Here is a 19,223-nt window from a genome sequence, read left to right on the forward strand (position 1 = left end):
TCTGAAGCAGTTCTCTCAAGGGGTTTCGGGCCCCGAGGCGGGGTAAAGCGAGTAAGCGCCGGTCATTGAGACAAACCAATACGGTCGCCGGCCAAGCATCCTGGAAAATACGGATTCCAGGGGGTATGGTGACAGTGAATTACCAGCTTATCGCAATCCAGATTGGAGATCTGCTAAAATGGGACACTTCTGTCAACGAAATAGACAGAATTGCAAGAGCAATTTTCAACTTTGATGCATCCAGATTCCCGAATGACTCAATAACCTCCGTGCGGGCGCAACGTATTTATGATTGGATCATGACATTGGCAGCAAAGAAAATGAATAACGACGAGAGGCATATGTTACTTGTTAGGTTTTGTAAAGAGCTCGCAGGCGATAAGTACGCTGACCAAGTCGTAAAGATCCTAGAAAAGAACGGACTACCATACAACATAGTTTATAAAGATGAACTGAACGACTTCTTGAATAGGGGGTTCCACGAAGAAGTTCATAAACACTCAAGAAGACTATTTCTTCAAGGGAATTACTTCCATGCAGTCTTTGAGGCTGCCAAAGCTTATAACCGCGCGGTCAAGGATAAATCTCGGTCTGAAAAGGATGGATTCCAACTCATGATGGATGTATTCAATAGCTCAAGTGGCGTCTTGAAGGTTACTAAGTGCGAAACAGAAACAGACAGAAACGTGCAAGACGGTATTAAGTTCTTGTCCGCTGGGTTAATGCAGGCAATTAGAAATCCTACTGCCCATGAGCCAGCGGTTATGTGGCCCATAACCAAACAAGATTGTTTGGACATACTTAGCTTTATATCGTTCCTTTTTAGACAGTTAGACAAAGCAACCTACTACGCAAATGAGAGGGAGGCTTGATAAAGCTATCCCGATTGTTCCCCCGGCCCCTTGCGCACAAGCCCAAGAAGTGCCATCCTGAAGGCAGCGGTCACCGATGAGCGGCCCTCCCTTCGGGCTGTTTCTCGTCCAACCGAGGGGGAGCCGCCGGTGACCTTCCTGGTCAAGGGCCACCCGGCCGGGGCCTTACAGCCCGTTGCTTTGCACCTCCACCTGGGACACTACCGCGGCGATACATGATGCGATTCGTGCAATCTTGCGTGTCATATGACTTGCATTTGATGGACCGCTTTGATTTGACCGTTGAGAGGCTCTTCCTTGCGCGCCGATTCTCTCCGTCTACCCCCCGTGGAAGGCACTGTGCTCATCGCGTTGCTGGCCCAGCAGGGCCGAGGAGAACGCCCCTAAAGATAGGGGCCAGACTGTTTGCAGCCGCTGGCCCGAAGGGCCAGGCGACCTTTGTTACATGGAGCGGGGAAGGTGTGCCCTAATACACTTTCTAATGTAGCCATGGTTATTACCCGTGGATCAGTCTCGAGCCAGGAAAGCCCTGGTGCCCCGCAGGTTGTCCCGGTGCGATGCACCTTCGGGGGGTTAACCACCGCGGGAAGCTGTACCACCTTGACCTCTGGAGAACCCTGCTTGGGCGACGATTTCACCGCTGTCTTTGTGGCTATCTTCCTCGTCGGAACCCGGCGCTCCGCCACATCGGTTGCGCCGCCCTTTCCTCGGCAGGGGTGGGGCATGCGAGCAGCTGATTGGCTACCGCGACGAGGGGCTCGAGTCGGATCAGTTCGCGGAACGTGGCCACAATGGGGTGTACACTCGGTCGTGGGAGCGCGTGCTCCGCAGCGACGTTGACCCCGGTCTCCGCGACACCTACCAGTACGGCAATGCGAGGACCGTCTTTACGAACGCACGCATGACCACACCCTCTTGCACCATCATGTACCACATACCCGCCTAGCACGATGAAAGTGGAGACGGTCGCCAGCCGCCTCAGGGTTGAGAGCTCGGTAGCCCTACCATTCGACAACGATTTAGTAAGCGAGCTTCGCGAGTGCGGCACCCGGTGTGGGTGCCACTCTCGTTGTTCGGACGCCGTCAGGGCGGGTATGGTCCTCCGGTCCGCAAGGCTGCGCCTACAGTGTACGCCGGCCACCCGGTCCAGCGCCCCGTTGTGCCGGACGCCTGATAACCAAGGTTTCTGCGATCAGGTCATGAAGCGCTTGCCTGCGCCTCGTGAAGGCAGACAGGCGGTAACCGAGTCCAAAGGTCAGCGCCATGAAGACAAACTCAGCCATGAAACGTCCCGTTGCCCGCGCAAACGATACCCACCGGCCGTTAACGTCGGTCACCATGATGTCCACGGTCCCCAACCAAGAGTGGCTTGGTGCGGAGAACTGATCTGCAAGTCGAAATATAACCACGGTGAATACCGTGGCTACGTTGCAGGACGCCATAGTCCCGCAGGCCCCAATAGGGAGGCGACGTTGCATCCACGGTGAACACCGTGGCTACGTTGCAGGGAGGCCGTCGACCGGATCGCTCGCAAGTACGACCGCGTTGCATCTACGGTGAATACCGTGGCTATGTTGCAGGACCCCCTGTCTGTGAGCCGCCACACCCACCTGTGGTTGCATCCACGGTGAGTACCGTGGCTACGTTGCAGGTAGACGATGTGGCACCCGGCCCAGGCCACGTACCCCGATTACATCCACGGGCACTACCGTGGCTACGTTGCAGGCGAAACTCGTCGATGACGCCCGCCTGCATATCACCCTGTTGCATCCACGGTGAGCACCGTGGCTACGTTGCAGGGGCTGGGTGTCTGACCCGTCGAAGATCAAGCAAAAGATCGAATCCTTCCTCGCTCAGGGCCGTGGCTGCGTTGTAGGCAATCGGGGCAGCAAGCCTTCAAGTCCTAAAAGCACGCCCCCGACAACCGGTGACGTCCTAAACTGTCTGTAAACGCGAAGCGGTCTGGGCTACCATCGGTGGCGTCGGAAAACTCGCCCCAGCTGGGGCACACCGAGGAGGACCCAGACCTATGTCCAGGATACCACCCAGCCAGCAGTTGGCGGAGCTGGCCCGGCAGCTGGCCGCGCAGGCCCGGGAGGGTACGGAGGTCGAGGACCTGACCCATGCCCTCGTCCGCCTGGGCGCCCGCAAGCTCATCCAGGAGCTGCTGGAGGCAGAGGTCACGGAGCTTTTGGGGCGCGGACGCTACGAGCGGCGCGAGCCTGGCCAGGAAGGCGCCCGCAACGGCTACAAGCCGCGGACGCTGCGTTGCGCCGAGGGGCGGCTCGAGATCGACGTCCCCCAGGTGCGGGGCATGGAGGGACTGTGCCAGCCCACGCTGTGGAGGGCCCTCAAGCGGCGGACGGACGTGCTGGAGCGCCTGGTGGTGGAGATGTACGCCCGGGGCCTCTCTACCCGGGACATCGAGGATGCGCTGGCGGAGCTGGCGGGCAGCGAAGCGCCGCTTTTGAGCCGGTCCACCGTGAGCCGGATCACCGAGGCGCTCCACGAGGAGTTCGAGGCCTTTGCCCAGCGGGACCTGTCAGGCCTCGACGTGGTGTACCTGTTCGCCGACGCCATCTACGAGTCGCTGCGCCGGCAGGCGGGCTGCCGTGAGGGCATCCTGGTCACCTGGGCCATCTTGAGCGACGGCAGCAAGGTGCTGGTGCACCTGAGCCTGGGCAACAAGGAGCGCTACGAGGACTGGCTGGAGCACTTCCGGGATCTGGTGCGCCGGGGGCTGAAGACGCCGCTGACGGTGACGACGGACGGGGCGCCGGGGCTGATCCAGGCGGTGGAAGCCATGTGGCCGGAGGCGGAGCGCATCCGCTGCTGGGTGCACAAGATGCGGAACGTGCTGGACAAGGTGCCGGAGGAGGCGCGGCCCGTGCTCAAGCCCTACCTGGAGGCGATCCGGGACGCACCGGATATCGAGCAGGGCCGGCGGCTGGTGGCCGAGGTGGTGGAGCGGTTCGGGCGGGAGTATCCCTCGGCCATGCGGAGCCTGCAGGAGGACCTGGAAGCGAGCCTGGCGCACCTGCGGCTACCCGCCGCCCACCGCAAGCATGTCCGGACCACCAACCTGGTGGAGCGCAGCTTCGAGGAGGAGCGGCGGCGCGCCAAGGTGATCCCGCGGTTTCGGAGCGAGCGGGAGTGCCTGAAGCTAGTCTTCGCCGTGCTGTGGCGGGCGAGTGAGCGCTGGCGGCGGGTGCAGTTCAGCGAGCACGAACGAAAGCAGCTGGAGCGCTACATCGAGGAGCGGCAACGGCAAAGAGCGGCGCAGAAAGAGGTTTCACCCGCTGCCACCGTGGCATGACCCAGACCGCTTTTACAGACAGTTCGGGACTTGACCCCGACAACCTTGCACGGCACATCGCAGTGAGCGTTGAGTAAAGGACAGGCGACAAGAATTTGACAAGGCACAGAGGTAATCTGGGCGGAAGCGAGCCTATTCGGTGGGGCCACTCGCAAGGACATGCCCTGCTACCGTGCTATGTTGACAAAGGGCGTGCCCGAGGACTGTCCCTGGGTTGACATTGGGTTGACATTCATCGTGTTCCCGTCTTGCAGAACTCACATCGGTTTGTCCCTGGCGCGGCGAAAACCCCCTCCACAGAAGGCGGCTTCACTCCCTAACCTCCGTGGGTGCCGACAACTGAAGCCCTTCACCGGCAGGGTCACACAAGCACGGAATAGCACGGAGGGGGCTCGCGATGAGTCCCGGTGCAATCCTGGAAGCAGGTCCTAAAGCGCGGAAGACGGGTTGTTCCGGCGCATCTTGCCGCTACGGCGAAGGCAGTCGGACCGGCTGGCTGCGTGCAGCACATTCGACCTGCCACTCAAACACCCCTGCCACGTAGCGGGCGGGACGATAGGTGCGCCCGCGGCGCAACGCAACCAGCAGGCGATCGGCGTCGCGCCCAGATTGCGCGGCGCCGCACCTAGCTGATGGCGATATACCCGAGGGGCGCAAGACCACGCTGGCTCCCGCGACCCCCCGACGCCAGCCAACCGCTCCAATGCTCAAGCTTACGCCTGGGACATCAGGCGGAACTTCTAGACAACCGGCGCCACTCCTCTATCCACGCCTGGATGCGCCGCGGAAGAATCTGGGTCTTCTCCAGGGCAAAATCGCGCACCTCGTTCGGGTCCAGGCACACGCATCCCGAGCAATCCCCGCCATAGCTTCCCGAGGCGGCGAACAGAAACACCTTGGTGCCAGGGTCCTGAACGCTCATCGCCGTGGCAGGGGTGTCACCGCTTTTCACCTGGACCACCGCCCGCTGTCCCGTGTGCCGGTGAACAAGGACGTACTCATAGCCAGCGGTGTCGCGCTTGCAGGTGCTCGGGACGATGACGAAGTCACGCTCTACCTGCAGGTAAATGGCGACCAGGTCCTCACAGTCCTCATCCGAAAGCAGCGCCCAGAACTCCCTACTCCCAACGTCCGTGGCGTCGACGCAATAGTAGCTGGATTGCGACAAGCGGTTATACAGGATCTTCGAATACAGCTCCACGTCGCTGATGCGCTGGAGCGTCCTTCGTGCGCGAAAGCTTGCCGCCACCTTGCCAGGAACGGCATCGGCAGATCCCACGCAGTACCACTCGCAGCTTCTGACGTTGACCAGGTCCGCAGAAAACAGCTCGGGGTCACCATCATAACGCCACTCACTGGTGATGCGCCCTAACCAGTAGGTCCCTCCCCGATCCCGCATGTAGCACAGGTCATCAACCTTCATGTTGTTCCGCAACGCGTTGAGGGTTGAGAGCCAGCTCTTGTCGTCACCGTGAAGGGGCTCGGCCAACCGCACGTACTCCTCCCATGTAGTAGGGGACGAATTCGCGTCGACGCGCCACCCCACCCCTACCACTCCGCGCTTAACCGCAACCTGGTGAGGGTCCACGGCCGGCTCGTGCGCCGTGTTCAGATGGCAGCGCCAAACCTGCATAGCTTCACAGCCTCCCACTGGCAGGATCTGAAGCGCACAGCACCGCCTAGGGCAGGGATGGCAATAACTGGAACGGAACGCAACTATACGGGGCGAGCTGCGCTCTCTATTCAGGTCGCGGGGGCGCAAGGGCGCCGTGCTACCTCACGCAGGTTCGCGGTTTCGCCGGGAAATCCTTTCTAATTTCAGGGCCGGTTGAATTTTCACCCACCATCGGGCAGTTAAAGTAATTACCCCACCACCGATTGGAATTTGGGTGCAATCATCCTCCTCGGTGACTCCGATCGGTGCTCTTCCCGCAACCGGTAGCTCCCGCCTTAGATGTGGCCAGGGGTTGCTCAGGAACTCTTTCATTTGGCCATTAGGCTTTGTTCTACTGACGCTGGGTAGACAAAAGGGACGGCCATGTGACCGTCCCTCGGTACTGTTTTCGCCGCGGCTCCTGTCAGATTCCTGTCAGCTACCTCACCGCGGCGCCCTTGCTCGTCTGTCCCGATGCCCGAAAACGCTTGTCGCGCCTGGGCTTTTTGGCTGTGGGCGCGGGAGGACTCGAACCTCCGACCTCTTGAATGTGAGTCAAGCGCTCTAACCGCTGAGCTACGCGCCCGCAGGCCGCCGCGTCGGGCCGGCTGCATCGGCCATTATAGCCGTCACCGTGCGGGCCGTCAAACGGCCGCACCGGCCCGGCCGGGTCCGACGCAGGCCGGGCCCGACGCAATCGCAATCGCAACGCGCGGCGGGCTCCGGCCCCACCTCGCCCCGCCGGGCTCCGGCAACCCGTTGCGCCGGCAGGCTACGGTAACACCTTGCCCGGGTTCATGATCCCCAGCGGGTCGAGACGCGCCTTGAGGGCAGCCATCACGGCCACGGCCTCGGGGCCGTGTTCGTCCGGCAGATACTGCCGCTTGCCCAGGCCCACCCCGTGCTCGCCCGTGCAGGTGCCGCCCCGCGCCAGGGCGTCGCGCACGATGGCCGCGCTGGCCTGGCGCGCGCGACGGAGCTCGTCCGGGTCGTCCGGGTCGACGGCGAAGAGCACGTGGAAGTTGCCGTCGCCGGCGTGGGCGACGATCCCCGCCGCGAAGCCCAGGGCGTCCACGGTGGCCCGGGCGTGACGGATGGCGGCGGGCAGCTGGGACAGGGGCACGCACACGTCGGTGCTGAGCTTCTTCCGGCCCGGCGCGACGGCGGTGACGGCCAGACCGGCGTGGTGGCGCGCATCCCAGAGCCGCGCCCGCCCGGCGGGATCGCGCTCCACCGTGAAGTCCATCCCCCCGCAATCCAGGCACGCGGCACGGCCGCGCTCCACGTCGGCCGCCACGGCGGCGGGCATCCCCGACCACTCCAGGAAGAGCGTCGGCCGCGCGGGGTAGGCGGTCCCGCGATAGGCGTTGACGGCGACCAGCGTGCGCTCGTCGAGGAGCTCGATGCGCGTGGCCGACGGGCAACGGCGCGCGATGGCGACGGCCGCACGCGCCGCCGCCGCGAGGTCGGGAAAGCCGACCCGCGCCGCCACCACGGCCTCGGGCACGGGGTAGACCCGCAGCTCCAGCTCGGTGATGACGCCCAGGGTCCCCTCGGAACCGATGAAGAGCGCCGTGGCGTCCCACCGGGGCAAGGCCCCCACGGAGGCGCCTCGGCGTGGGCTGCGGCCCGGTGCGCCGCGGCGGGCGGCGTGCCCGCCCGCCGCGCCGGCCCCGGTTGGGGCGGCCTCGTCCGCCTCCCCGGCGGTGGCCGCACCCGGCGACCGTGTCGCCGGGCATCCCCTCCGGGCCAGCGTGCCCGTGCGCAGCACCGCGCCGCCGGGCAGCACGACCTCGAGCCCCAGCACCTGGTGCTTCATGGCCCCGTACCGCAGGGCGTTGGTGCCGCTGGCGTTGGTGGCGGCCATGCCCCCCAAGGTCGCATCGGCGCCGGGGTCGACCGGGAAGAACAGGCCCTCCCGCGCCAGCACCGCGTTGAGCCGCGAGCGGGTCAGGCCCGGCTGGACCCGCACCGTCCGCCCCACGGGGTCCACCGCGAGCACCGCGTCCATGCGGGTGAGATCGAGGCTGATGCCGCCCCGGACGGGGATCACGTGGCCCTCCAGGCTGCTGCCGGCGCCGAAGGGGACCACCGGCACCCGCTCGGCCGCCGCCACCTGGAGCACCGCGCGCACCTCGGCGGTGGACTCCGGGTAGACCACCACATCCGGGTCGCGCGGCGGGTGCACCGTCAGATCGCGGCCGTGCCGCTGCCGTTCCGACGGACCCGTGCGGACCCGGCTCGCATCGCCGATGGCCTGCCGCAGCCGCGCGACCAGGCGCGCCGCAGGATCGCTACCCGCCCTTCTCCCTGCCCCTGTCACGGCGGCCATCTCCCTTGCCGGTCCCAGCACCCCGGAACGCTGAGCTGCGAAAGCCTCGGGCCGCATCCCCGTCTTCGGCACCATCGTCGACCGGCGTGCCGCACCAGCCGGATGCGGGGCGCGCAAGCCCCCGACCCCATCCCGCTCGGGCCGCATCCCCTTGGGCGGCCCATCCGCAGTCGCCGCGCCGCACCCGCCGGATGCCGGGCGCGCAAGCCCCGGGGCGCATCGACGAAGCTCCTTCGCGCGGCCAGGCGCGGTGCGTGGCCGCCTAAATCGGCCCAGGGTCCCAATCGATAAGGAGGCCACAAGCCCTATGAGGGTTCCATGATCTTCCGGGCGCGGCGCCGCGTGGATCCCGCGGGGCGGTGGCGGTTCACCGCATTCCACGTCCACCGCCCCCGCAGGAGGTCGACCATCGACGAGGAGGTCGACCGGAGGCACCGTTCCGCAGCGACGGCGGACCGCCGTGTGCGACGGCGGACCGGTGCCTGCAGCGGCGGACCGGTGCGGGCCCCGGCCGGTCCGGAAAGGGGTCGGTACGCCGCCCGCGGCGCGCCGGCGCCCCGGGGAGGAACCGGCATGCTGCGTGTCGCCGTGGAGGCGGTGTCCCCCGGCGCCGTGCTGGCCCGCACCCTGTACGCCTCCAATGGGCAACCGGTCCTGCGGGCCGGCCATCCGTTGACCCATTCGCTGCTCCACCGCCTGACCTCCTTCGGCATCCGGTTCGTCTGGGTGGAAGAACCGGCGGTGGGCCAGGTGCACGCCGTCGAGCCCTTGGCGCCCCCGACCGCCCTGCGGGTGGAACGCGCCCTCCACCGCGTGGCCGAGGCGGTGGTGGCGGGCGCCCCGGCCCTGCCCGACGCCCTGCGCGCGGAGCTGGTTTCGTTGGCCGGCCAGGTGGTCGAGGAGCTGGAGGCGGTGGCCGCCGGGCCGACGGCCCCCCTCCCCTATCCCACGGTCCCGGCAGCGGACGACGGCCGGGCCGCCTGGGTCGCCGGGGCGATGAACCGCGGGGTGCTGGCAGGGCTCCTCGCCCTGGCGGGGCCCTACCACCTGCATGCGCGGGACTTCGTGCTGGCCGCGTGGCTGCAGGATGCCGGTCTGCTGCAGCCGGCCCCGCCGCTCCCGCAGCCGGCCCCTCCGGCCCCGCCTGCCCCTCAGGGCGGCGGGGCCGGGGACGACCGGCGCGCACAAGGGGACCAGGCCCCCGATCCGCCGTGCCGCCCTGCACCCGAGGGCACGGCGCAGGCCGACCCGGCGGAGCCGGGGCGGCGGGCCGAGGCCCCTCCGGACCGCAGCGGGGCGGCGGCTTCGGACGCCGATGGGGCGGGGTCCGCGCACGCGGCGCCCCCGTGCCACCCCTCGGCCGCGCTGGACCCGCCCCGGGCCGCACACCAGCCCGCCCTCGCCCACGTCCACCGGACCCTGCGGTGGCTCGCAGGGGTGGAGCTGGGCGGGCTCGTCCGCGCCCTGGTGGCCCAGCACCACGAGCAACGGGACGGCCGTGGCTACCCGGACGGCCTCCAGGGGGATGCGATCCACCCGGCCGCCCGCCGGATGGCCGCGGCCACCGCCTACACCCTGGCCCTCGAGGGCTGCATCCACCGGCCCGGCTGGCTGCCCCACGAGGCGTACGAGTGGCTGCTGGCCGAGGGGCCCCGGCTCTGGGGGGATGACGTGATCCGCGAGCTGGCCGGCGTGCTGCACCCCTACCCGCCGGGGTCCCTGGTCCAGGTCGACGGCGGCCCGTGGGGTATCGTCGTCGACTCTGCCGGTGCGCGGCGGCTGCGACCGAAGGTGCGGCTGCTGCCGGTTCGTCTGGGGCATGGGGCCGGCTGCGGCGAGGCCGGCCGGGATCGCGCCCCGGCGGGGAGGAGCGGCGAGGGGCCGGACGCTCCTGGGCCTCGCGGCCAGGCCCCGCCCGGCGCGCCGGCGGCCGCCGGCCCCGCGGCCGAGGGCCCGGGGGCCGGCGGTCCGGCAGCCGCCGGGGTGATCGACCTGCTGGAGGAGCGCACCCGCCAGATCACGGCCTGGGCCGTGGCCTGGCCGGCGTCCGCGGCACCACCGGCATGGCCGGCGGGGTCCCCGCGCCCCGCCGGCGCGGGGAGGTGAGACGGCGTGCGAGCCGAGTACATCCGCCCGTTCCTGGCGGCGGCGGTCGAGGTGCTCAAGACGGACTTCGGCGTCGACCGGGTGGAGCGGGGCGAGCTGCGCATCGAGACCAGCTACTACACCACCCAGGAGGTCACCGCCATCATCGGCCTGACGGGCGAGATCGAGGGGACGGCCATGTTCGGCACCACCAAGGCGACGGCCCGCCGGATGGTGGAGGCGGTCACGGGCACCTTGCCGCCCGTCTTCGACGAGATGGCGGAGAGCGCCTTCGCGGAGTTCGGCAACGTGGTCTCCGGCCGTGCCTCCGTGCTGTTCGAACAGCAGGGCTGGCAGTGCACCATCTCGCCGCCCACGGTGATCATCGGGCGCGGCGCCATCATCTCCAACGGGCGCATCCAGCGGTTGATCGTGCCCCTGGAGACGCCCCTGGGCGAGGTCCAGCTGGCCGTGGCCCTGCGTCCGGCGGGTCAGCCGGCCCGCGCCTGAGGGGAGGAGGCAGAGCCGTGGCAAGGATCCTGATCGCCGACGACGCAGCCTTCATGCGCATGCGCCTCGCCAACCTGCTGACGGAGGCGGGCCACACCGTGCTCGAGGCGACCAACGGGGCCGAGGCCGTCGAGCGGTACCGCCAGGAGCGGCCCGACCTCGTGCTGATGGACATCACGATGCCCGTCATGGACGGCCTGGAGGCCATCGCCGCCATCCGCGCCTTCGATCCCGGGGCGCGGATCGTGGTGTGCAGCTCCCTGGGGCAGCAGGCCATCGTCCTCAAGGCCATCGAGAGCGGCGCCCGCGACTTCATCGTCAAGCCGTTCCAGCCCGATCGGGTGCTGGGCGCAGTGGAGCGGGCGCTGAGCGGGTGAGCGGTCCCTCGCGGATGGCGAGCACGGCCCGTCGCGGGGGATGAGCGCGGCCCGGCGCGGGTCGCGACCCAACCCCTCGCGGGGGAACGCGGCCCGTTGGCCGGACCCTGCCCGGCCGACGAGCCCCGGCCCGGGCGGGACGAACGCGGCCCCGCGCGCGGACCCCCGCGCGGACCGTCGGCAGGCACCGGTCGGTCGCAGCGGCTCGGGTCCGTCGGGCGCGGGCCTGGAAGGAGGGGCGGAAGCATGCGACGCATGCGCTTCGGCATCGCCGCCAAGCTGTGGCTGGCCATGGGAGCCCTGCTGCTCCTCTTCGGCATCGTGGCGTACACCGGCTTCGCCGCCATCCAGCAGCTGACCGCCATCAGCGGCGAGCTCGACCGCATCGGCCGCACCCTGACCCTGGCGGCCCAGGTGCGCGCCCTGGGCGAGGAGCAGGTGTCCGCGGTGCGCGGGTTCCTCCTGACGGGCGACCCCGCCTATCGCAACGCCGCCCAGGAGGCCGGCACCGCCATGGCCGACCTGCTGACCCAGATGCGGGACCTGGCGGCGCAGGCGGGGACCCAGGCGGCTGTGGACGAGGTGGGCACGGCGGCCAACGCCTTCCGGCAGGCGGTGGCGCCGGTGATGGCGGTCCGGCCCACGACGCCCAGCGAGGTCCTGACGGCGCTCACGCGGATCCGCGATCCCCAGGCCCGGCTGGAGGCCGCCATCGAGCGGCTGGTGCAGAACCGCGAAGCCCGGCACCAGCAGATCGTGACGGAGGAACAGGCGGCGGAGCGCCGGGCCCGGCTGCTCATCCTGGTGCCGTCGCTGCTCGCCCTGGGCGTGGGCCTGTTCGTCGCCCTCGCCCTGGCCCGGGCGATCGTCCGTCCACTGCGGCGGGTGGCCGTCACCGCCCGCCGCGTGGCCGACGGCGACCTGACGGTGCCGTTCGTCACCGTGCGGAGCCACGACGAGGTCGGCGACATGGCGCGGGCGTTCAACGACATGTTGAAGGCCCTGCGCGAGGTGCTGCGGTCCGTCCAGGCGTCGAGCCGTGCGGTGCTGGACTCCGCCCAGGAGCTGCGCGCCGCCGCCGAGCAGTCGGCCCAGGGGGCGGCCGAGGCCGCCCAGGCCGTGGGCCAGGTGGCGGCCGGCGTCACCGAGCAGGCCCAGGCCTCGGACGAGATGCGGCAGGCCGTGGAACAGCTGCGGCAGACCACGGAGCAGATCGCCACCGGGGCCCAGCAGACAGCCGGCGAGATCCAGGCCACGTCCCACCTCCTGGACCAGATGAACCAGGCCGTGGCGTCGGTGGCGACCAGCGCCGGCCGGGCGCGGGAGCGGGCCGAGGAGGCGGGGAGCACGGCCGACCAGGGCGCCGAGGTGGTGCGCCAGACCCTGGACGTGATGGACGCCATCCGCCGCGCGGTGGAGGAGTCGGCGGAGCGGCTGCGCAACCTGGAGCAGCTCTCGTCCCAGATCGGTGAGATCACCCAGGTGATCTCCGGCATCGCCGAGCAGACCAACCTCCTGGCCCTCAACGCCGCCATCGAGGCCGCCCGGGCCGGCGAGCACGGACGCGGCTTCGCCGTGGTGGCCGACGAGGTGCGCAAGCTGGCGGAGCGGTCCGCGGTGTCCGCGCGGGAGATCGCCGGGCTCATCGACCGCATCCAGGCGGGGACCACGGGCGTCGTCCAGGCCATGGTCCAGGCCACCGATCAGGTCGAACGCGGCGGCATCATGGCCAACCAGACGGGGGAGGCCCTGCAGGCGGTGCTCGCCGCCGTCCGGGCGGTGGTCGACGACGTCCGCGCCATCGCCGACACCGCCGCCGAGCTGCGGACCAGCACCGAACAGGTGGTCCGGGCCTTCGACGCCGTCGCGGCGGTGACCGAGGAGAACACCGCCGCCACCGAGGAGATGGCCGCGGGGGCGAGCCAGGCCGGCAAGTCGGTGGAGCGGGTGGCCGCGGTCGCCCAGGAGAACGCGGCGGCCGCCGAACAGGTGTCGGCCGCCGTGGACCAGCTCAAGGCCGCGGCGGGGCGCGTCGCCGAGTCGGCCACCGCGCTGAACCAGGTGGCGGCCGAGCTGCAGCGGCAGGTAGACCGGTTCAAGCTGGCGGCCGACGCGGCGGATGGCGCCGAGCGGGCCCAGGCCGGCTCGCCCGCCCCCGCGGCCGCCCGCGACGGGGCGGTGACCGGGGCGGTCGGCGGCTCCGTCGCCGCGGCGGTGCCGGTGGCCGCCGGCGCGGGGGGTGACGGCCATGGCCGCTGACATCGCCCTGGAGCCGCAGGGCCGGCCCGCCCCGGGTGCCCCGGAGACGCCCGGGAGCCCCGGGGCGGCGGACGTCGCCGCGGAGGCGGCCCCGTCCCCGGACCGCCGGGCCGGCGGGAGCGGGCCCGGGGCGTCGTCCCCGCGCGGGAGCGCACTCCCGGGAACGGGCGCGGACGCGTCCCGACGCCCGACCCCCGGAGGCGGCGCGGAGGCGGCGCGGATCCTCGTCCTCTGCCATCTGGCGGGCGAGGACTACGGTCTCGACGTGGGCTGGGTGCGGGAGATCATCCCATGGCAGCAGATCACCCGCGTCCCCCGCACGCCCCCCTTCGTCGAGGGCATCATCAACCTGCGCGGCCACATCATCCCGGTGCTCGATCTGCGCCGCCGGCTGGGGCTTCCCGAAGGGGAGCGGGATCGCCGCACCCGCATCGTGGTGGTGGAACGGGAGGAGGCGGTGGTGGGGCTGGTGGTCGACGCGGTCTCGGAGGTCATCCGCCTGCCCGCGGACGCCGTCGAACCGCCCGCCCAGGTCCTGGCGGTGGACGCCGGGTTCGTCCAGGGGATCGCCCGCCACGGCGACCGCCTGATCCTGGTGCTGCAGCCCGACCAGGTGCTGGCCCCGCCGGAGTGGGAGGCCGTGCGGGCCGTCCAGGAGGCGGGCGGGGCGGACGCCTCGGCGACCGCAGGGGACCCTGGGGCGGACCCCTCGAGCGACGCCGGCGCGGCGGACGGCGATGGCCCGCCAGCGGGCGCGGATGGGGGGTCCGAGGCGACGGGCGGCGCCGCCGGCGCACCCGGGAGCACGGGACGCGGCGATGGCGAGGAGGACGGCGCCTCGGTCCCGGGGGGGATGGCCTCGTGAGCGCCGGCTCCTGGCTCGAACTGGGCGACGACGAACGCCAGCTGTTCCTGGCGGAGGGTGCCGAGCTCCTCGAGCAGCTGGAAGCCGGGCTCCTGGACCTGGAGGCCGGACGCGGCGGGCCCGAGACCGTCCACGCGGTCTTCCGCGCGGCCCACACCCTGAAGGGCTCGGCGGCCACCGTGGGGCTCGACGGCATGGCCCGGCTGACCCACGCCATGGAGAGCCGGCTGGACGCGTGGCGCCACGGCCAGGGGGAGCCCGAGGCCGGCGAGGTCGCCGCCATGCTGGCCGGGGTGGACCGCCTGCGGGCGATGCTGGCGGCGGTGGCGGCGGGTGACGACCCGCCGCCACCGCCGGCGGAGCTGCTGGCGACCCTGGAGGCGCCCGCGACGGCCCCAGCCGACGCCTGGGTGGTCGAGGCGGAGCTCGACCCCGGTTGCCCGATGCCCGCCGTCCGAGCCCTCCAGGTCCTCCTCGCGCTGGAAGACCGGGCGCCGCTGCTTGCCTCGGAGCCCGCGCGGGACGGCCTCGAGGCCACGTGGAGCGGTCGGTCGGTGCGCGCCCGGGTCGCGGCCGAGGCCTCGGCGGCGGACCTGGAGGCCGCCGTCGCCGCCGTCCCCGATGTGGTGGCGGTGCGGGTGCGCCGCGCCAGCGGGGGTGACGCCCCCCGCGGTGGACCCGCCGAGGGCGGCGCGGCCACGGAGGCGGCACCCGGCGTTGGGGCGGCCCCCACGGCCCCGGCGGCCGGCCGCGACGCGGCCGGGCTCCCAGCCGCCGCCGCGGCCGCGGCACCGACCGACGACCGCACCGTCCCGGCGGACGCCTCCCGGATCGCCGGTTCCTCCGCGACCTCGCCCGCCGGAGCGCCCGACGACCGCACCATCCGGGTCGACGTCGCGCTGCTCGACCGCCTGCTCAACCTGGTCGGGGAGCTGGTGGTCGAACGCGGCCGGCTGGCCCAGCTGGGGCAGGAGCTGGCGCGCTTGTCCGGGGCCCCGGAGGTGGCCGACGAGCTCTTCCGCGTCAACGTGCAGATCGCGCGCATCACCGGCGCTCTGCAGGATGCGGTGCTGCAGGCGCGGATGCTGCCGGTGGCCCGGCTCTTCCGGCGCTTCCCCCGCCTGGTGCGCGACCTGGCCGTGATGCTGGGCAAGCAGGTCCAGCTGGAGCTGGCGGGCGAGGACACCGAGCTCGACCGCACCCTGCACCAGGTGGTGGCCGACCCGCTGCTCCACCTGGTCCGCAATGCCCTGGACCACGGCATCGAGCCGCCGGACGAACGCCGCCGGGCCGGCAAGCCGCCCGCGGGTCGGCTCCGCCTGGCCGCCGCCCGCGAGGGCCACCACGTCCTGATCCGGGTGGAAGACGACGGCCGGGGGATCGACCCCGAGCGCCTGCGCCAGGCGGCGGTGGCCAAGGGGCTGATCGCCCCCGAGCGGGCGGCCGCCCTGGGCGACCGCGAGGCCCTGGACCTGATGTTCCTCCCCGGCTTCAGCACCGCCGAGCGCGTCACCGGCGTATCCGGGCGCGGGGTCGGCCTGGACGTGGTGCGACAACAGCTGGAGCAGGCCGGGGGCCGGGTGGAGGTGGCCACCCGGCCCGGCGCGGGCACCACCTTCACCCTCGTCCTGCCCCTGACCCTGGCCACGCTGCGGGCGCTGCTGGTCGGGGTGGAGGGGCACCTGTACGCCCTGCCGCTGGCCGACGTGGGCGAGGTGGTGCGGGTCGACCCGGGCGAGCTGCGATCGGTGCAGGGCCGCTGGGCCACCACGGTGCGCGGGCAGGTGGTGCCGCTGCTGTGGCTGCGCCAGTTCGCCGACCCCCGCTTCCGTCCCCGCCCGGACGGCACGGCGCTGGTGGCCGTCCTGGTCGAACACCAGGGGCAACCCGTGGGGCTGGTGGTGGACCGCCTGCTGGGGGAACAGGAGGTGGTGGTCAAGGGGCTGGGCGAGCTGCTGGCGGGCACGCGGGGCCTCAGCGGCGCCACGATCCTGGGCGACGGGCGGCTGGCCCTGATCCTCGACACGCCGGCCCTGGTGACCGAGCTGGCCTTCGGGGGCGCGGCGGCCCTGGCCCAGGCGGGGACGGGGACCACCGGACGCCCGAGGGCCCTGGGCCTGCAGGCGGCGCCGGTCGGCGCAGGGGGCGAGGCTCCGCCGCCCCCGTCGGTGGCGGCGGCCGTCCGTAGCGGGGAGGCCGGGAGCCGATGACCCCGGCGCCCCCGAACCCGCCCATGCCCGCGGCGGGCGGCGGCGCCGCCGCGGGTTGCCGCGGTGCCCGGGCAGGCGACGCCGGCGCCCCAAGGGGTGGCGGCGGCGCCCCAGCGGGTGACGGCAGCCCCCCAACGCGTGGCGGCGGCACCGCGGCGGGTGATGGCGGCTGCGGAGCGGCGCACCCCCCCTCCGCGCGCCCCGCGCCCGACGACCCCGCATCCGCCCCGGCGGACGCGCCCCCGGCCTCGGCCCCCGGGACCGGCTCCGGCCGGCCGGTCCGCATCCTGGTGGTCGACGACTCGGCCTTCATGCGCCAGGTGATTCGCCGCATCCTCGAGTCCGACCCGGCCCTGCAGGTGGTGGGCACCGCCCGCGACGGGCTCGAGGCCGTGGCCCGGGCAGCCCAGCTCCAGCCCGACGTCGTCACCCTGGACGTGGAGATGCCGCGCCTCGACGGCCTCGGAGCCCTGCCGCAGATCCTCGCGGTGCACCGCTGCGCCGTGGTGATGGTGTCGAGCCTCACCCAGCGCGGCGCCGCCGCGACGGTGCGCGCCCTGGCCCTGGGGGCGGTGGACTTCGTCGCCAAGCCGTCCGGCGCCGTCTCGCTGGATCTCGACCGGGTGGCCGCCGAGCTGGTGGCCAAGGTGAAGGCGGCGGCCGCCATCCCCCCGGAGCGCCTCCTGCCCCCACCACCGGGGACCGCCCCGGGGGCGGACCGGCGGGGCCGGTCCGCCCCCGGGGCCGTACCGCGGCGCGGCCCCGGGCCGCTGCCGGCCCGGGGCCGCGCCAGGCCGGTCGGCGCCGGAACCCCCGTCGTGTCCGCCGACGGGACCCGGACAGCCAGGGCCTCCGCCGCTGGCGGTGCAGCGGGCGGTGCGGCGTCCGAGGCGGGGATCGACGGGACCGGGGGCGCGGTGGCCGCCGGCGACGCGAGGACGCCGGCGACGGGGGGCGCCCAAGGCAAGGACGACGGTGCCGTCATCATCCGGAAGCCGGTGCCGGCCCCGGCGCGGCTGACCCACCTGGTGCTGGTGGCCGCCTCCACCGGGGGACCGGGAGCGCTGTACCGTCTGCTGGGCGGCCTCCCGGCAGACCTCCCCGCCGCCGTGGTGGTGGTCCAGCACATGCCCCCCGGCTTCACCCGGGCGCTGGCCGAGCACCTGGACGCCGTCTGCGGCCTGCGCGTGCGCGAAGCGGCCGAGGGGAGCCGGCTGGTGGACGGAACCGCCTGGGTCGCCCCCGGGGATCACCACCTGCACGTGGGTCCGGGCGGCGTCCTGGGCCTCGACCGCAGTCCACCCCGCCACGGTGTGCGGCCCGCGGCGGACGTCACCTTCGCCTCGGTGCCCCCCGCCCTGGCCCGGCGCACCATCGCCCTGGTCCTGACCGGCATGGGGGTCGACGGCGCCGCGGGGGCGCGCTACCTGCGGGAGCACGGGGCGCGCATCTGGGTACAGGAGCCCGCCAGCTGCGTGGTCCCCGGGATGCCGGTGGCGACCGCGGCCCTGGGCGTCGTCGAGCGGGCGGGGACGCCGGAACAACTGGCGGCGTGGCTCGTCGAGACCCTGACCGATCCCGGCGCCGAGGCCACCCCGGTGAGACCGTGACGCGGGAGGAACCCCACCCATGGCCGGTGCGCTGGACGACGCCCAGTTCGCGGCTCTCGCCGCGGCTGTGCGCCACGTCCTGGGGATCGACCTCGACGCCTATCGCTCGCAGCAGCTGGACCGCCGGCTCCGGTTCTTCCGCGCCCGCCACGGCCTGGTGGACAACGCCCACCTGGCCGCCCGGCTGCGCGAAGACGCCGCCCTGGCCCGCCAGTTCGAGGACTTCCTCACCATCAACGTCTCCGAGTTCTTCCGCAACCCTGACCGGTTCGACCTGTTGCGGGAGCGCTTCCTGCCGGCGCTGCTGGCGCGGCGGCGGAGCCTGCGGATCTGGAGCGCGGGCTGCTCCGTCGGCGCCGAGATCTACTCGGTGGCCATCCTCCTGGCGGAGCTCGACCCCGCCGGCCACCACGAGCTGCTGGGCACCGACATCGATGCCGACGCCCTGGAGCGGGCCCGGCAAGGCGTGTTCGAGCCGCTGGAGGTGCGCGCCGTCCCCACCCCCTGGCGGCTGCGGTACTTCCGCCGGGAGGGGGCGAACTGGGTCCTCCATCCCGAGGTCCGCTGCCGCGTCCGCTTCGTCCGGCACGACCTGGTCCAGGACCCCTACCCCGCCGACTGGGACCTGATCCTCTGCCGGAACGTGGTGATCTACTTCACCGAGCCCGTCAAGCGGCGGGTGTGGACGAACCTGGCCGCCAGCCTGCGGCCGGGCGGCGTGCTCTTCGTCGGCGGGAGCGAGAGCTTGTACGGCGTCGGTGGCACGGGCCTGCGCTACGCGGCGCCCTGCTTCTACGTGCGGGAGGAACCGGGAGGACAGGCCGTGCGCTAGGCTCTAAAACCGCACCGTCTTGTCAACCGCACCGTCTTGTCCCAAATCGGAAGTTCTCCCGCGGGTTGCTGTCGCCGCAGCAACAGACGTGCCGCCCCGGGCCCCCGCCCCGGTCGGGCGGGGGCCCGGGCGCAGCCCTGGGAGCGACGCGGCGGCCGAAGGGCCCGCCTACGCGGAGGGCGCCGGCGCCTGGGGTCGCCGGGCGCCAGGCGCACGGCCAGTCCGAGCCCCGCCAGCAGCAGCCCCATCGTCCGGAAGGGGTTGCCGCCCGGCCCGGCACCGTTCCTTGCCGCAGATCTCC

Annotated in this window: 13 protein-coding genes and 1 tRNA gene; 10 read left to right on the forward strand and 4 right to left on the reverse strand. The window is 71.5% G+C overall.

The window, feature by feature from the left end:
* The first annotated feature begins 134 nt into the window (after nucleotides 1-134).
* The gene (locus tag E1B22_RS02120) at nucleotides 135-872 is read left to right on the forward strand and encodes a TIGR02391 family protein (RefSeq protein ID WP_135224371.1); all 738 of its coding nucleotides are present in this window, start codon (nucleotides 135-137) and stop codon (nucleotides 870-872) included.
* Between the two features lie 1,121 nt (nucleotides 873-1,993).
* On the opposite strand, the gene E1B22_RS14045 is transcribed toward E1B22_RS02120, so the two are convergent.
* Complete coding sequence (locus E1B22_RS14045) at nucleotides 1,994-2,350, reverse strand: RDD family protein (RefSeq protein WP_135224372.1); 357 nt, start codon at nucleotides 2,348-2,350, stop codon at nucleotides 1,994-1,996.
* 551 nt (nucleotides 2,351-2,901) lie between these two features.
* Between E1B22_RS14045 and E1B22_RS02130 the strand changes: the two genes are divergently transcribed.
* Nucleotides 2,902-4,188, forward strand: a complete 1,287-nt coding sequence (locus E1B22_RS02130) for an IS256 family transposase (RefSeq protein ID WP_135224104.1) — start codon at nucleotides 2,902-2,904, stop codon at nucleotides 4,186-4,188.
* 727 nt (nucleotides 4,189-4,915) lie between these two features.
* On the opposite strand, the gene E1B22_RS02135 is transcribed toward E1B22_RS02130, so the two are convergent.
* The 3 genes from E1B22_RS02135 to E1B22_RS02145 all read right to left on the reverse strand — a co-directional run bounded on the left by E1B22_RS02135 (nucleotide 4,916) and on the right by E1B22_RS02145 (nucleotide 8,165).
* On the reverse strand, nucleotides 4,916-5,677 hold the full coding sequence (locus E1B22_RS02135; protein ID WP_135224373.1) for a hypothetical protein: 762 nt from the start codon (nucleotides 5,675-5,677) through the stop codon (nucleotides 4,916-4,918).
* Between the two features lie 678 nt (nucleotides 5,678-6,355).
* A tRNA-Val gene (locus tag E1B22_RS02140) sits at nucleotides 6,356-6,428 on the reverse strand.
* A 186-nt stretch (nucleotides 6,429-6,614) separates the two neighbouring features.
* Complete coding sequence (locus E1B22_RS02145) at nucleotides 6,615-8,165, reverse strand: FAD-binding oxidoreductase (RefSeq protein WP_243123624.1); 1,551 nt, start codon at nucleotides 8,163-8,165, stop codon at nucleotides 6,615-6,617.
* Nucleotides 8,166-8,747: 582 nt separating this feature from the next.
* Between E1B22_RS02145 and E1B22_RS02150 the strand changes: the two genes are divergently transcribed.
* From E1B22_RS02150 to E1B22_RS02185, 8 genes are all read left to right on the forward strand, one after another.
* Nucleotides 8,748-10,280, forward strand: a complete 1,533-nt coding sequence (locus E1B22_RS02150) for an HD domain-containing phosphohydrolase (protein ID WP_135224375.1) — start codon at nucleotides 8,748-8,750, stop codon at nucleotides 10,278-10,280.
* Between the two features lie 6 nt (nucleotides 10,281-10,286).
* Nucleotides 10,287-10,769 carry a chemotaxis protein CheX gene (locus E1B22_RS02155; protein WP_135224376.1) on the forward strand — a complete coding sequence of 161 codons (483 nt, stop codon included), beginning with the start codon at nucleotides 10,287-10,289 and terminating at the stop codon, nucleotides 10,767-10,769.
* Nucleotides 10,770-10,786: 17 nt separating this feature from the next.
* Nucleotides 10,787-11,146 (forward strand): response regulator, encoded by a 360-nt coding sequence (locus E1B22_RS02160; RefSeq protein WP_135224377.1) that lies wholly within the window; start codon nucleotides 10,787-10,789, stop codon nucleotides 11,144-11,146.
* A gap of 246 nt (nucleotides 11,147-11,392) precedes the next feature.
* On the forward strand, nucleotides 11,393-13,405 hold the full coding sequence (locus tag E1B22_RS02165) for a methyl-accepting chemotaxis protein (RefSeq protein WP_135224378.1): 2,013 nt from the start codon (nucleotides 11,393-11,395) through the stop codon (nucleotides 13,403-13,405).
* On the forward strand, nucleotides 13,395-14,270 hold the full coding sequence (locus E1B22_RS02170) for a chemotaxis protein CheW (protein ID WP_243123625.1): 876 nt from the start codon (nucleotides 13,395-13,397) through the stop codon (nucleotides 14,268-14,270). The genes E1B22_RS02165 and E1B22_RS02170 overlap by 11 nt, the downstream gene beginning before the upstream one ends.
* Entirely contained in the window at nucleotides 14,267-16,480 is a 2,214-nt protein-coding gene (locus E1B22_RS02175; RefSeq protein WP_135224379.1) for a chemotaxis protein CheA, read from the forward strand. Before E1B22_RS02170 ends, E1B22_RS02175 begins: the two co-directional genes overlap by 4 nt.
* 290 nt (nucleotides 16,481-16,770) lie before the next feature.
* A complete protein-coding gene (gene cheB, locus E1B22_RS02180; protein WP_243123627.1) occupies nucleotides 16,771-18,090 on the forward strand; it encodes a chemotaxis-specific protein-glutamate methyltransferase CheB in 1,320 nt (439 codons plus the stop codon).
* Between the two features lie 19 nt (nucleotides 18,091-18,109).
* The gene (locus E1B22_RS02185; RefSeq protein ID WP_135224380.1) at nucleotides 18,110-18,922 is read left to right on the forward strand and encodes a protein-glutamate O-methyltransferase CheR; all 813 of its coding nucleotides are present in this window, start codon (nucleotides 18,110-18,112) and stop codon (nucleotides 18,920-18,922) included.
* The last annotated feature ends 301 nt before the right edge of the window (nucleotides 18,923-19,223 follow it).

This window comes from Thermaerobacter sp. FW80 (assembly GCF_004634385.1).
Classification (GTDB): Bacteria; Bacillota; Sulfobacillia; order Thermaerobacterales; family Thermaerobacteraceae; genus Thermaerobacter; species Thermaerobacter composti.